Here is a 14581-nt window from a genome sequence, read left to right as displayed (position 1 = left end):
CTGATCTTATAAAGAACTAAATACTTCTAACTAAGTGTATATATGACGTGCAACGCATATATTAGTTACAGTAACAACGCTAAATATTTTTTTGTTTTATAATTGAAGGGCGTTTTAACAATAATTTAACAAATTTTAACAAAAAAGCCGCTCTGCATTGCGCAAAACGGCTTATAAGCGTTTGGTGAAATATTTTTAAAACTGCCCAATAACCACCATCTGGTCCATAGTTGGGTTAATGCTGCCGCCCATGGGTTCTAAGGTTACAGCAAAGCCCTGTGCCGATGCAATTGCTTTCATTTCTTTTACACCTGCGGTATCAGCGGCGGGTTTGTCAAATACGCCCATATCTACAGGTTTGCCACCAACAAGCGCCCATAACTGGTATTGGTGTTTGTTATCGTGCTTAGGCAGGTTCATACTTTGAACATCAACCATCACCTTTTTACTTACCGAATTCCAGGCCAGTATCATGGCAGCGGTTGGTGTTTTAGGCATGCCTTTTAGCCTCAATACTTTGTAGGTAGTATCGCGGTACATATTCAGCTGCCTATCCATCAGGTTAACCTGGTTGGCAATACGTATTTTATCTGTTTGCAGGGCCGTAAGTTGCGTGTTTGAATCCTGTAGTTTGCTGTAAAGGTTTATTAAACCATAAACGCTTATCAGTAATAAAGTTAAGCAGGCGGCAAACGCGTATTTATAAAAGCTGTTTACGCGTGCAGGCGGTAAGCTTCTAACATGGTCGTCGTCCTGGTGGGTAACGGCTTTGGTAAATATCCTGTCATCGCCTAAATTAACCAACAGGCTACCTAAAACGCGTTGGCGTAAATCTGCCGGCGGTTCAATGGCATGTTCTTCGGCATAAAACTCCATCGATCTTTCGATCTCTGTAATTTCGGCTCTTATCTCAGGATATTGCGTGGCCATATCTTCCACCTGCAACTTTTCTTCTGCGCTGATGTCGCCCAGAACGTAAAGTTCCAAAATGCCGGATTCAATATATGCCTTAACGTTTTCCACTATTCATTAAAATGTTTTCTGAGTTGAAGTATCCCCATTCTTAACCTTGTTTTTATGGTGCCCAGGGGTACGCCAAGTTCTTCGGCAGCTTCCACATGGGTATAGCCCTTAAAATACACGAGGTCGAGAATTGATCTTTGTTCAGGTTTTAAGGTAGATACCAAATCCCTGATGCCCAATAACTCAGGCTTGTAAACTGTATTCTTTTGTTCGTCAATGAAAGTTACGTTATTTTCAAGCTCATGGTTTTTGCTTTGGTTCTTAAAATCTTTCGACCGAACCTTATCAATAGCTAAATTGCGTGCGATATTTACCATCCAGGTAAATAAGCGGCCTTTTTCACTGCTGTAGCCCGAAAACGAATGCCATATTTTTACAAAAGTTTCCTGTAAAGTATCCTCGGCGATAGCCTCATCAGTAATAATGCGTGAGATAACACCAAACAACGAGGCGGAGTACATATCGTACAAAGCCTCAATCGCGATCTTCTCACGGTTGCGCAAAGCAAGAATTAATTCCTCTTCAGATAGCGATATTTTGCGTTTGGGGCTCAACGTGTTGAAGATATAAAGGAATTATTACATTTCAAACAAATGTTTTTCTGCATGGTATGATGAGCGTACCAGCGGGCCGCTTTCTACATACCTAAAACCTTTCTTTAAACCCCATTCTTTATAGCTTGCAAACTGGTCGGGGTGTATCCAATCAATAACCGGGTGGTGGTTACGGGTTGGCTGGAGGTACTGGCCTAAAGTAAGGATATGTACGCCGGCTTCCAGCAGGTCGTCCATTGCTTCCAGTACATCTTCTTCGCGCTCGCCCAGGCCAAGCATAATGCCCGATTTGGTACGTACGCCTGCGGCCGATGTGCGTTTCAGTGCTTCAAGGCTGCGGTCGTATTTGGCTTGTATGCGTACTTCGCGGGTTAAGCGGCGTACGGTCTCTAAGTTATGCGATACTACTTCGGGGCGGGTTTCCAGCACACGGTCAAGGTTATCCCAAATGCCACGAAAATCGGGCAGTAAAGTCTCAAGTGTGGTATCCGGGCTTTCGCGGCGGATAGCATTGATAGTTTCGGCCCAAATGATAGAACCGCCGTCTTTCAGGTCATCACGGTCTACCGAGGTAATAACGCAATGTTTTACCTGCATCAGTTTAACCGAGTTGGCCACACGGTTTGGCTCGTCGGTATCAACTGCCAAAGGCCTGCCTGTTGCAACTGCACAAAACGAGCACGAACGGGTACAGATGTTGCCCAATATCATAAACGTAGCAGTACCTGCTCCCCAGCACTCACCCATATTAGGGCAATTACCGCTTTCGCAAATAGTGTGCAGTTTATGCTCATCAACCAGGCCACGTACGTGGGCGTATTCCTTCCCTACCGGAAGCCTAACCCTTAACCAATCGGGCTTACGCTGCGGCTGGTTGGAGGGTACTACAGGCAAATCTATCATGCTACAAAATTAGTTAAAAATAAAGTATGTGCATCCTGCTTGTAAACGAATATTACTTAGAAACGATAAAATGTTTCTGCCGTTGTTGGTGTTGTCACCAACAACCTTTAGGACGGTGAACGTAGGCACAGTTTGGATGCATGGCGACTTGTTGGTGACAACACCAACAAGAGCGAAACGTTGTAAGGATTGAAACTATTTCCGCCGTTGTTGGTGTTGTCACCAACAACCTTTAGGACGGTGAACATATGCAAAGTTTGGATACATGACGGCTTGTTGGTGACAACACCAACAAGGGCGCAATGACGAGGTGTATAATAGAGATGATATAACACAAAAAATCCGCAGGAAAAACTCCTGCGGATCATATATTTTTTCAGTCTTGATTCCTGACTCTAAAAATCCTGATTCTCTAACCTAAGCCAGCACGCTCATGGCTTCATCAACAGAGATAGCGCCGTGCGATTGGTCGAGGATACATTCGCCATCTTTGATCAGCAATAGCTGTGGCGACTCGTGATAAACCGAAAAATCAGCAGCTACCTTGTTAGATAGGTCGCGGTGTTTGATAAGGTCTAAAAAATAAAGGGGCATATCGGCAGGCAGGTTGTCCCAGTCAAGCTCAAATCGCCTTTTAGCCATCATGCTGATAGAGCAGCGTGTGCTGTGTTTAAAAATCAGGCTGTAGCCCTGCTGTTGTTTAATATTATCCAGCTGATCAGCCGTTTCCAACGATATCCATTCCATAAAACAAAAGTAATGTATAGTGCCTGTTTAAACGGTAAAAACAATGTAAAACTGGTTTTAGTTTTAGGCTAAAGGCAAAAAAATGACAAAAAACTGCGTTTAACGGTGGCTTGGGTATGAACCGTATGCAGGGCATAATTTGTTTGAGCATGAAGCCATGCTGCCCAGTGCCAGTGCTATAATTGCTATGTATAAGATCTTCTTCATTATGTTTATTAAACTAAATATTTATACGGGTTTACCCTATTAAAGTTTCGTTCAGTTTAGCCATTTTAATAGCCGTTACCGCGGCTTCGTCGCCTTTGTTGCCATGTTTGCCGCCGCTGCGGTCAATAGCCTGCTGCTGGTTATCAGTGGTTAATACACCAAATATAACAGGTTTTGAATATTTTATAGCAACATTTGTTACCCCGTTTGCAACTGCCGCGCAAATAAAATCAAAATGGCGGGTTTCACCCTGTATTACGCAGCCCAGGGTTATCACGGCATCAGGCTTTTTATTTTTTAATAGCAGCTCGGCACCTGTTGTTAATTCAAAGCTGCCGGGTACAGGGTACGAATGTATGTTTTCGGCTTTTGCACCGTATTTGATCAGGCTATCATAAGCACCCTGGTAAAGCGCGTTTGTTATTTCGGCGTTCCACTCGGCAACCACAATGCCAAAGCTGTAGCCTTCGGCTGATGGGATCTCGCTGGCGGTTGAAAAATCTGACAGGTTTTTTAATTGAGTAGCCATGCTTTTATTTTAGATGTTAGATTTACGATTTTGGATTTGAAAAACCATATGTCGTAAATGATGTGGTAAAGATATAAATCGGTTTTAAATAAATAATGCCTGCTTTTGGGGCAGGCATTACAATATTGTTATGGTATCAGAATTAATTACTTCGCGTCAACGCGGGCAATGTACTCGTCAATATTTTGTGCTTCGGCACTGTCAAAATAATCGGTTTTGATTTTTTTGTAAGTATCTGCTGCTGCTTTGTTGTCTTTTTTAGCCTCGTAAACCAAACCAAGTTTCTTTAAATAAAACGGAGTAAGGAATTTGTTACTTGCTTTATCAGCTGCTTTTTTGAAATAAGTTTCGGCTTTGTCGTAATCTTTTAATTCAACATAAGCATCACCGGTGCTGCCTAAAGCTTCGGCTGCAACCATGTTATCATCACCACGGTAATTGGTTAAGTTATCAATTGCCTGGCGGTATTCGCCTTTGTTTAAATAGGCAGTACCTAAGTAAAAGTAAGCAAGGTTGGCAACTTTAGTGTTGCTGTAGTCAGTTATTATTTTTTTGAAACCAGGGTAACCGGCATCGCCGTTAATGGCTTTGTCCCAATCTTTTTTAGCCCAAAAATCCTGCGCTACGTGCATTTGGTTTGCAGCGGTAACTTCCCTTGGTGCAAGGTACAATTTAAGGTATGCAATGTAAATAACAACCATAATAACAATGGCTGCTGCAATAAATAATAAGCTTTTTTGGTTCTCCTGAACAAAACTACCGCTCTTTACAACATTGTTTTTGTTTGCTGTAGATTTTGTATTCACCTCGGTTGCTGACATCTGTATTTTAAAATTAAGTTTGCAAAAATACGGTTTTCAATCCTTTTAGCAAATTTAAATTTTGGATAGTTGCCGGATAGTTAAAAGCTTTGTTATTAGCGGTTAATAGGGCGGATAAATAAGGGATAACCCCATTGCGGGCAATGTAGCGACAAAGCAATTAAGGGTTGTTGCCAAAAAGAAATATTATTAAATATTTTTCCTCTGCTACCCTCTTTATTATCACCATATTAAAACACCAAACCCTGTTTTGGGTTACACATTTATTATTTATGCGTGTTACAGATTAAACTTTTTGCACGTAATTAACTCTACACATTATATATATTTAATACTTATGAAAAAATTATTCTTAATAGCCGCATTAGTTGCTACCACGTTTGGGGCGTTCGCACAAAGCGCAGATCTGCGCCGTAAAATTGAAGTTACCGGCATTGCCGAGCAGGAGGTTACTCCGGATATCATCAACGTATCTGTTTCATTAAGGGAATACATGAATGGTAAAACCAAAGTGACTATTTCGCAGCTGGAAAAACAACTGGAAAAAGCAGTTGCCGAAGCAGGTATAGCCAAAGAGGATTTTACCATCAACAGCTTATCATCATGGAACTACCAAACCGAGAAAAAGAAAAACCCCGATTTTTTGGCAAGTAAACAGTACAATATCAAGTTTCATGATTTGAATAAATTTGACCAGATACTGAGCAAGCTTGATGCAAAAGGCATACAAAGCACCAATATCGACAGCTATGATTACTCAAAGATCAATGAAATTAAAAATGGCTTAAAACTGAAAGCGCTGATAGGCGCCCGTGATAAAGCAGCTTTTTTAGTTAATGGCCTCGGCGATAAACTGGGCAGCGTACTAAACATTACCGAAAGCGATAACAGCAGTTTTCCGCAACCAAGAATGTACGCGGTGCAGTTTAAAGGAGCAGCGGCAGATTCGGCCACTCCTGAATCAGACATTGATGTTAAAAAGATCAAACTGAGCTTCCAGATCAACGCCATCTTCGAGATAAAATAATTAACCCGCTATATATAAAAAAGCAGGCTTGTTTCAGGGCCTGCTTTTTTGTTTAAGGCTATTGAAACTTTTATTTTACAGGCCTGTTTACCTGATTACACCAACACTCGTATTACCATGAAAGCCATACGATTTACAGTAGCCATAATATTTTTAGCGGCATCAATTACCGCCTGCGGCGACCGCAGTAACGCAACCCTCGGCGGCACAAAAGACACGGTTGCAAAAGCCGGTACCGGCGACCCTAACAATACCCGGGCGGCCGACACTGCCAAAAAAGACAGCATGAACAAAGGCAATGCCGACCCAACCGGGCGTAATGCCGTAGACACAGCAGACGCGCGACCCGTTCATTAACAGTTAATTAAATATTAATTTTCGCTCAAGGGGGTTGGTTTTGTAAAATATAGCTTTTATATTTACGTCCCCCAAATGGATTGAGCATGATACGTACCCGTTCTAAGAGAGTACTTCTGGTAGCTCCGCAGGCTTTCCCCGACCAATTACTGGCCGAGTACGATAACGTGAAACACATTTCGGTAATAGCCTCGATATTTCCGTCAATACATGAATTAAAACCCGATGTTATTTTGTTTGATCATGCACACATGGCAGGTAACCTCGAACGTGTACTACGCCGCTTACAAACCAACGTTTTCTATAAACACATTAAAGTTTGCTGCTATAAACGTACAGAAAGTATCACCGCCGATGCAACCCTGAAGGTTTTAGGTGTACACCACATGATATACCACGCCGACCTGCAAAAAACATCAAAAAGCAGCGCCGCACTTAATGCTATTAATAACCTGGTGAACGCCTCCCTTGTTAAATGGGTAGCGGGGATAGCATAATATAAGGTAATTGGGTTATTACGCTTCGCTGTCATTGGGTCATTTTTTTAACGGGGCTTTACTTTAAACTTTCCACTTTAAACTTCATTCGCGAATTCACCTATCAATCATTTTACATAGTGGTAACACTTTTACAATAAATTGCTGTTAAACTTGCATGCTCATTATCAGTGTTAAATAAACTAACATTGGTTAGGGCTTAAAGCGTATCACACAAAATGAAAATAGGAATAGTTTGTTATCCCACCTTTGGCGGAAGCGGGGTTGTTGCAACAGAATTAGGTAAGGCCCTTGCAGACCGCGGGCATCAAATTCACTTTGTAACTTACAACCAGCCTGCCCGGCTCGATTTTTTTTCGGAGAACCTTTTTTACCATGAGGTATCAGTATCGCAATACCCTTTGTTTGATTACCCGCCTTATGAACTGGCATTGGCCAGCCGCCTGGTTGATGTAGTAAGGTTTGAAAAACTTGACCTGCTGCACGTGCATTACGCCATCCCGCATGCTTCGGCAGCGTTTATGGCTAAACAAATATTGGCCACCTACGGCATCTCTATTCCATTTATAACTACCCTGCACGGCACCGATATTACGCTTGTTGGGCAGGATAGCACCTACAAGCCGGTGGTTACCTTCTCCATCAATCAAAGTGATGGGGTAACGGCAGTATCAGAACATCTAAAAAACGACACCTACAAGTACTTTAAAATTGAAAAGGACATTAAGGTGATCCCAAACTTTATTGACCTTACCCGTTTTAGCCTTAAGCCTAAAGATCACTTTAAAAAAGCCATAGCCCCAAATGGCGAAAAGGTTTTGGTGCATACTTCAAACTTCCGTAAGGTAAAACGTACCGAAGATGTGGTAAAGATGTTTGCTAAAGTAATAGAAAAGATCCCATCCAAATTATTGATGGTAGGTGATGGTGGCGAACGCTCGTTGTGCGAACGCTTATGCCGCGACCTGGGTATAGCCGAACATGTACGCTTTTTAGGTAAGCAGGATGCTATTGAAGAGATCCTTTCGGTGTCAGACTTATTCCTGATGCCATCACAATCAGAAAGTTTTGGTTTGGCGGCATTAGAGGCCATGGCCTGCAAAGTGCCGGTTATAAGCAGTAATGCAGGTGGTTTGCCCGAACTTAATATTGAAGGCGTTACCGGCTTTTTACTTGACATTGGCGACGTAGATGGCATGGCCGAAAAAGCCATTTATATACTGGAGGATGAAGACAGGTTAACCCAATTTAAGGAGAATGCCCTAAAGCGCGCTAAAGAATTGGAGCTTGCTAATATTATGCCTTTATATGAAAACTATTATAAAGAGATCATAGAACAAAGCAAACAAGAAATATCAAACTGCAAATCGTAATATTATTATAACCTTTTGGCTTGATTTGTGTTAGTACACCAAATAACACATATTATTTATAAGATAGAACATGAAAAAGATATTTCACACATCCCTTGCCATTTTAGCCTTAACCTTTATTTTTTCGGCTTGTTCAACACCACAAAACACAACGGCATCTACAACATCTGGCAGCAGCATATCGCGCGGTAAGTTTGTAGGCACCTGGACGCTAACCAACGTAAGCTACGACGGGTTGCTACCCGGAGCTGTACATAACGTATTTGACCAGGCAGCACCGAGTGATTTTGTAGGCAGCACCTGGAAATTCACCAACAGCGGTAACGGTATTTACACGTTACAAAATGGCGCTTCGCAAACCATTTTCTGGTCGGTGTTTAACGGCGGCAGTACTGGTACACAGTTCCAATTTAAAAAACTTTACCAGGGCGATAAAGCCAAAAATGTACAGGAAGGTTACCGTTTAGACATCGGCAGCATTGATAATGCTAACATGAGCCTGCGCTCGCCTGTAGCTATAGGTAACAGCAACGGTTACATCATATATTCGTTTACCAAAGCGCAGTAAAAAAGCTTAAAGGCAAAAGCAAAAAGCTCAAGCATCGGGTATAACCGCTGTGCTTTGAGCTTTTTGCTTTTATATGCTTTCGGCTTTAGCCTTCAGCTTACATAGCCGGTGCAAATTGCAGGCATACCGGGTTGCCAACCTCTACACGATTAACGACCTGCATTATTTTTCCGCTTGTTTCATCTAAACGCCAAACGGTGATATTATCGCTGTTTTGGTGCGCTACAATAAGAAATTTACCTGTTGGGTCAATAATAAAGTTACGCGGGCCTTTACCGCCGGATGGCCTACGCTCTATAAAAGTAAGTTCGCCATTTTCCTGGTTTATGCTAAATACCGAAATATCATTCGCATCGCCGCGGTTGGAAGCATACAGGAACCTCCCGTTTGGCGAGATATGAATATCAGCCGCGCCGGTTTGGCCTTTAAACCCATCAGGCAATAATGTAATATCCTGTCTTTGTTTTGGTTTGCCATTATTGTAATCAAACACAATTACCGAACTGCCCATCTCCGTTATCAGGTACATGGTTTTTTTATCGTTTGAGAAAGCAAGGTGGCGCGGGCCGTAGCCAGGCGTTACGCTTACAAACGCAGGGTTTGCAGGCACAATAGGATTATTTTTACCCCCTTTATATTTAGTGATGTTTATTTTATCGGTACCCAAATCAGTATACAACACATATTTTTCATCGGGAGACAAAACGGCTGTATGCACGTGCGCTTTTTCCTGGCGTTCCTTGTTTGGGCCGTGGCCGCCGTCTTTTATGGTTTGCACAGCCGCACCAATAGATCCATCCTCATTTAAAGGTAATACCGCGATGTTACCGCCCGAATAATTGGCTACAAAAAGGTTCTTTTGGTTTTTATCAACCGAAACATAACATGGCGAACCGCCTAAAGTTGATACTTTATTGATGAAAGTTAGTTTACCTGTTTTTGGCTCAAAGCTAAATGAGCTTACCTCGCCCTGATCGTTCTCGTTTACGGCATAAACAAACTTGTTATTTTTTGATACTGTTAAGTACGATGGGTTGCTTACGTTATCTATCTGGTTTAAATAAGCCAATCTGCCGGTTTCGGTATAAAACCGGTAAACGGCAATGCCTTTACTGCTGCCGCTGGTATAAGCACCAACAACCAGATCAAACGTTTTTGGGAATACCGGCTTTTTCTGCGCGATACCCAGCACAGGCGAAAGGATAGAGATCAATATCAGGAACTTTTTCATCAGGAGTGTATTGGTTTACAAGTGCAAGTTAATAAAATCATTAAAAAAGATGGCAGTACTTATTAATATAGTGTGAGACAGGGTTTGGGCAGTTTGGTTTAATGAATCAATATCGCCATCCCGGCACCCTATTCTCCGCGCGTTATTGCGAGCGTAGCGTGGCAATCTTCAATAGAAAAGTAGGCGATAAGCATGCTGGAGATTGCCACGTCGCTATCGCTCCTCGCAATGGCGGTAGATAAAACAAAAAAGCCTCCCAATAATCAGGAGGCTTTCAAATTATATAAGAAGTTTTACTCTTCTACCATTTCGCTGTTAGGGCTGCTGACTTCAGGCTCTTCATGTTTAAAGTAGCGCTTTTGGTTTAGCAGTATCATAATAACACCTACTGATATAGCGGCATCGGCCAGGTTAAACACCGGGCGGAAGAAAATATATTCCTCGCCACCCCATATTGGCACCCATTTAGGGAACTGACCTGTAAGTAGCGGGAAGTAAAACATATCAACTACACGGCCATGAAACAAGCCCGCGTATTTATAAATAATGCCGTAAAAGGTAGAATCGATAATATTACCCAGCGCGCCGGCCAGTATCAAAGCCACCATCATGATCAGCCCACGATGGTACTTGTGCTTGATCAGGAACACCAGCGCATACCCTATGCCGCATACCGCAACAATACGGAACAGTGTTAAGGCCAGTTTGCCCAGCTCGCCGCCAAGCTCCATGCCAAAGGCCATGCCGTTGTTTTCGGTGTAATGGAGCATACCACGGTTGCCCAGGAAACGGATCTCCTCGCCTAACGACATGTGGCCCCTTACCCAGATCTTAATGATCTGGTCAACAAGGATAATAATAGCAGCAGTTAAAAAAGGTTTTGTGTATGCCGCCTTCATTTACTGCTTCAGTTTTGCTTCCATAGTCAACGTTGTGTGCGGCACTGCACGCAAGCGTTCTTTAGGGATAAGCTTACCGGTTTCGCGGCAAATACCGTAGGTTTTATTTTCTATACGTACCAAAGCAGCCTCTAACTGCTCAATAAATTTCTTTTGGCGCGCAGCTAACTGGTTAATTTGTTCTTTCTCCAACGTCGCAGATCCATCCTCCAGTGTTTTGTACGTACCGGCGGTATCATCAGTACCGTTCGCGTTTGGCGAACTTAATGAAGTGGCCAGTGCATTAAGCTCTTCTTTAGAGCTGCGTAATTTTTCTAATAATAGGTCCTTAAATTCTTTTAATTCTGAATCAGAATACCTTGTTTTTTCGTTTTCCATTTAACTTTTACTTATAGCAATCAAAATTTCGTACTCATCAATAACAACTTTTGTACCTTCAGTTAACTGATTATCAAGCACAAGGCTGTCAGCTAAAATTTCGGCGCAAATATATGATAAATTGTTTTCCAGTGCTTTCCAGATCTCAGGGCCGCAATTTACTACCACATTTATCCTGTCGGTTACTTCAAATTCTTTATTCTTACGTTCGGTTTGAACCCTGTTTACAAATTCGCGGGCAATACCTTCCTCTTTCAGGTCGTCGGTTATCGTAACATCTAAAGCCACGGTTAGTTTTCCTAAATTTGCAACCTGCCATCCCGGAACATCCTCGGCAATGATTTCCACGTCAGATAACAGGATCTCATATTTACCATCAAGCACCGGAATAGAGCCATCGCTCTCCAGTTTAGAAATATCTTCCTGGCCAAATGCGTTAATAGCAGCGGCTACATCTTTCATATCCTTACCTACCTTAGCACCAAGGGCTTTAAAGTTTGGTTTTATCTTCTTTTTAATGAAACCGGCCGCATCAGTAATATACTCAATATCTTTGATGTTGGTCTCAGACAGGATCAGCTCTTTTACCTTTTCTACCTGCTCTTTAAAGGTCTTATCCAGTATAGGCAGTAAAATTTTACTTAATGGCCTGCGTACCGGGATCTCTATCTTTTTACGAAGCGATAACACTAATGACGAGATATCCTGCGCCATCTGCATACGCTCTTCCAAAGCGGTATCTACAAGATCATTATGATACTCCGGATAATAAGCCAGGTGTACCGATTCAAACTCTTCTTTACCGGTAACGCTGTTCAGGTCGGTATATAAACGCTCGGCAAAGAACGGCGCAATAGGCGACATTAATTTGCTGATAGTTATCAGGCAGGTATAAAGCGTTTGATAAGCCGATAGCTTATCTTCAGAATTATCTGACCTCCAGAAACGGCGGCGACTTAACCTGATATACCAGTTACTAAAGTGTGCGTCAACAAACTCCTGTATGGCGCGGGCAGCTTTGGTGGGTTCAAAATCGGCGTAAAAACCGTCAACCTCTTTGCTTAGAGTGTTTAGTAATGATATGATCCAGCGGTCAAGCTCGGGGCGTTTATCTAAAGCTATCTCGGCCTCTTCATACTTAAACTTATCAATGTTGGCATAAAGCACAAAGAACGAGTATGTATTGTAAAGCGTACCGAAGAACTTACGGCGAACCTCGTCTAACCCCTCAATATTAAATTTCAGGTTATCCCATGGCGAAGCATTGCTGATCATGTACCAGCGGGCAGCATCGGCGCCAAATTGCTCAATGGTCTCGAACGGATCGATACCATTGCCCAAACGTTTCGACATTTTATTGCCGTTCTTGTCTAAAACAAGCCCGTTTGATACAACGTTTTTAAACGCTACGCCTTTGTTGCCAACAAGTTCGTTTATGGCTTTCACCTCGTCGCTGGCTTCGCTCAGCATCACCGCAATAGCGTGCAGGGTAAAGAACCAGCCGCGGGTTTGGTCAACACCTTCGGCAATAAAATCTGCCGGGTAGGCAGCAGCAAACTCGTCTTTATTCTCGAACGGGAAGTGCCATTGCGCATAAGGCATAGCGCCGCTATCAAACCAAACGTCTATCAGGTCGGGCTCGCGCAACATGCGTTTGCCGGTTGATGAAGTTAATATCACATCATCCACGTAAGGGCGGTGCATATCCTCCAGCTTAAAGCCCTCAGGCATTAAACCGGCCGCTATAGATTTCTCGATCTCGGCATTCAACTCTTCAATCGAACCGATACATTTTTCTTCTTTACCATCTTCCTCGCGCCAGATAGGCAGCGGGGTACCCCAATAACGTGAGCGCGACAGGTTCCAGTCCACCAGGTTTTCCAGCCAGTTACCAAAACGGCCTGTTCCGGTACTTTCAGGTTTCCAGTTAATGGTTTTGTTTAGCGCAACCATTTTATCCTTCACAGCGGTAGTACGGATAAACCAGCTATCTAACGGGTAGTATAGTATAGGTTCATCAGAACGCCACGAGTGCGGGTAGCTGTGCTCGTATTTTTTAACGTCGAACGCTTTGTTCTCTGTTTTTAGTTTGATGGAGATCAGTACATCAGTCGGTTTAAAACCTTCTGCCGCGCGGTCTGCATCAGTATAATATTCCTCTTTAACGTAACGGCCTGCAAAATCGGTAACCTCTTCTACAAAGCGGCCTTGCTTATCAACCAGAGGCACTTCTTTACCGTTCTCGTCCTTTACCATTACCGATGGCACGTTGTTTTCCTTACATGCCCTAAAGTCATCCGCACCAAAAACAGATGCGGTATGCACAATGCCTGTACCGTCTTCTGTGGTAACAAAATCAGCCGGGATAACACGGAAGGCATTTTTCTCCAGCTCAGCATTGGTTACATACGGCATCAGTTGCTCGTAATGGATGCCAAGCAGGTCAGTTCCTTTAAACTCGCGGGTTAACGCCCACGGTATAATTTTATCGCCGCCTTTGTAATCTTCAAAAGATGCGTTCTCGCCTTCGGCCTTAAAATATTTCTTCACCAAATCCTTAGCCAATACAACGCTGATAGGTTCGTAGGTGTATGGGTTAAAGGTGCTTATTTGTACATAGCTGATACCCTCGCCAACGGCTAAAGCACAGTTTGACGGAAGCGTCCACGGGGTGGTAGTCCAGGCCAGGATAAATACATCGCTGTTTACACCATCAAATAAAAAGGCCGAATCCTGATCGTTCTTTACTTTAAACTGGGCAACAATAGTAGTATCCTTCACCATTTTATAAGTACCCGGCTGGTTCAGCTCGTGCGAGCTAAGGCCCGTACCCGATTTTGGTGAATAGGGTTGTACAGTATAACCTTTATACAGCAGGTCTTTACTGTAAAGCTGTTTCAGGATCCACCAAAGGCTCTCGATGTATTCGTTCTCGTAGGTAACGTATGGATTGTCAAGGTCAACCCAGTAACCCATTTTAAGGGTAAGGTCGTTCCAAACATCAGTATAACGCATTACTTCCTTACGGCAGGCATCGTTATACTCTTTTACAGTTATCTTTTTACCTATATCATCTTTGGTGATGCCTAACGATTTTTCTACCGCAAGCTCAATAGGCAAACCATGGGTATCCCAGCCACCTTTACGCTTTACCTGGAAACCTTTAAGGGTTTTGTACCGGCAAAAAATATCCTTAATGCTACGTCCCATAACGTGGTGTATACCGGGCATACCGTTAGCGCTGGGCGGGCCTTCATAAAAGGTGTACGGCTTGCTTGCCGGCCTGCTGCTGATACTTTTTTCGAATATGCCGTTCTGTTTCCAGAAATCCAGCACGTCTTTACCTGTTTGAGATAGATTTAACTGCTTATATTCCTTGTACATCAATGTGTTCGCGTCGAATTTTAAAGGTTGCAAAAATACGGAATTTTATTATTAAATGATAGTTAATTGGCTAATTATGACCG

At 42.8% G+C, this 14581-nt stretch carries 15 protein-coding genes; 5 read left to right on the top strand and 10 right to left on the bottom strand.

Translation table 11 applies throughout. From position 1 onward, the window contains the following. Positions 1-195 precede the first annotated feature (195 nt). The 6 genes from IDJ75_RS18340 to IDJ75_RS18315 form a co-directional block, all read right to left on the bottom strand. Complete coding sequence (locus IDJ75_RS18340) at positions 196-987, bottom strand: anti-sigma factor (protein WP_191177102.1); 792 nt, start codon at positions 985-987, stop codon at positions 196-198. Between the two features lie 35 nt (positions 988-1022). Beyond that, entirely contained in the window at positions 1023-1577 is a 555-nt protein-coding gene (locus IDJ75_RS18335; protein ID WP_191177101.1) for an RNA polymerase sigma factor, read from the bottom strand. A gap of 24 nt (positions 1578-1601) precedes the next feature. Then, positions 1602-2480: a lipoyl synthase gene (gene lipA, locus IDJ75_RS18330; protein ID WP_191177100.1), complete on the bottom strand. Its 879-nt coding sequence runs from the start codon at positions 2478-2480 to the stop codon at positions 1602-1604. A gap of 417 nt (positions 2481-2897) precedes the next feature. Further along, a complete protein-coding gene (gene ytxJ, locus IDJ75_RS18325; RefSeq protein ID WP_191177099.1) occupies positions 2898-3227 on the bottom strand; it encodes a bacillithiol system redox-active protein YtxJ in 330 nt (109 codons plus the stop codon). Between the two features lie 238 nt (positions 3228-3465). Then, the gene (gene ribH / locus IDJ75_RS18320) at positions 3466-3963 is read right to left on the bottom strand and encodes a 6,7-dimethyl-8-ribityllumazine synthase (RefSeq protein WP_191177098.1); all 498 of its coding nucleotides are present in this window, start codon (positions 3961-3963) and stop codon (positions 3466-3468) included. 146 nt (positions 3964-4109) lie between these two features. Beyond that, the gene (locus IDJ75_RS18315; protein WP_191177097.1) at positions 4110-4784 is read right to left on the bottom strand and encodes a tetratricopeptide repeat protein; all 675 of its coding nucleotides are present in this window, start codon (positions 4782-4784) and stop codon (positions 4110-4112) included. 337 nt (positions 4785-5121) lie between these two features. Between IDJ75_RS18315 and IDJ75_RS18310 the strand changes: the two genes are divergently transcribed. The 5 genes from IDJ75_RS18310 (at position 5122) to IDJ75_RS18290 (ending at position 8606) form a co-directional block, all read left to right on the top strand. Then, the gene (locus tag IDJ75_RS18310) at positions 5122-5811 is read left to right on the top strand and encodes an SIMPL domain-containing protein (RefSeq protein ID WP_191177096.1); all 690 of its coding nucleotides are present in this window, start codon (positions 5122-5124) and stop codon (positions 5809-5811) included. 117 nt (positions 5812-5928) lie between these two features. After that, positions 5929-6168 carry a hypothetical protein gene (locus IDJ75_RS18305; protein WP_191177095.1) on the top strand — a complete coding sequence of 80 codons (240 nt, stop codon included), beginning with the start codon at positions 5929-5931 and terminating at the stop codon, positions 6166-6168. Positions 6169-6254: 86 nt separating this feature from the next. After that, the gene (locus IDJ75_RS18300) at positions 6255-6665 is read left to right on the top strand and encodes a hypothetical protein (protein WP_191177094.1); all 411 of its coding nucleotides are present in this window, start codon (positions 6255-6257) and stop codon (positions 6663-6665) included. Between the two features lie 218 nt (positions 6666-6883). Then, positions 6884-8038, top strand: a complete 1155-nt coding sequence (gene bshA / locus IDJ75_RS18295; protein WP_191177093.1) for an N-acetyl-alpha-D-glucosaminyl L-malate synthase BshA — start codon at positions 6884-6886, stop codon at positions 8036-8038. A gap of 70 nt (positions 8039-8108) precedes the next feature. Then, positions 8109-8606: a hypothetical protein gene (locus IDJ75_RS18290; RefSeq protein WP_191177092.1), complete on the top strand. Its 498-nt coding sequence runs from the start codon at positions 8109-8111 to the stop codon at positions 8604-8606. A 97-nt stretch (positions 8607-8703) separates the two neighbouring features. Here IDJ75_RS18290 and IDJ75_RS18285 read toward each other — a convergent pair whose 3' ends face one another. The 4 genes from IDJ75_RS18285 to ileS form a co-directional block, all read right to left on the bottom strand. Further along, entirely contained in the window at positions 8704-9837 is a 1134-nt protein-coding gene (locus IDJ75_RS18285) for a lactonase family protein (RefSeq protein ID WP_191177091.1), read from the bottom strand. 293 nt (positions 9838-10130) lie between these two features. After that, complete coding sequence (locus tag IDJ75_RS18280; RefSeq protein ID WP_191177090.1) at positions 10131-10736, bottom strand: lipoprotein signal peptidase; 606 nt, start codon at positions 10734-10736, stop codon at positions 10131-10133. Further along, complete coding sequence (locus IDJ75_RS18275; protein ID WP_067055645.1) at positions 10737-11114, bottom strand: TraR/DksA family transcriptional regulator; 378 nt, start codon at positions 11112-11114, stop codon at positions 10737-10739. Beyond that, complete coding sequence (ileS, locus tag IDJ75_RS18270) at positions 11115-14498, bottom strand: isoleucine--tRNA ligase (RefSeq protein WP_191177089.1); 3384 nt, start codon at positions 14496-14498, stop codon at positions 11115-11117. Between the last annotated feature and the right edge of the window lie 83 nt (positions 14499-14581).

Source organism: Mucilaginibacter rigui, from assembly GCF_014773275.1.
Taxonomy (GTDB): Bacteria; Bacteroidota; Bacteroidia; order Sphingobacteriales; family Sphingobacteriaceae; genus Mucilaginibacter; species Mucilaginibacter rigui_A.
Note: the sequence above shows the minus strand (reverse complement) of the source record. Positions and strands in the feature narration are given on the sequence as shown.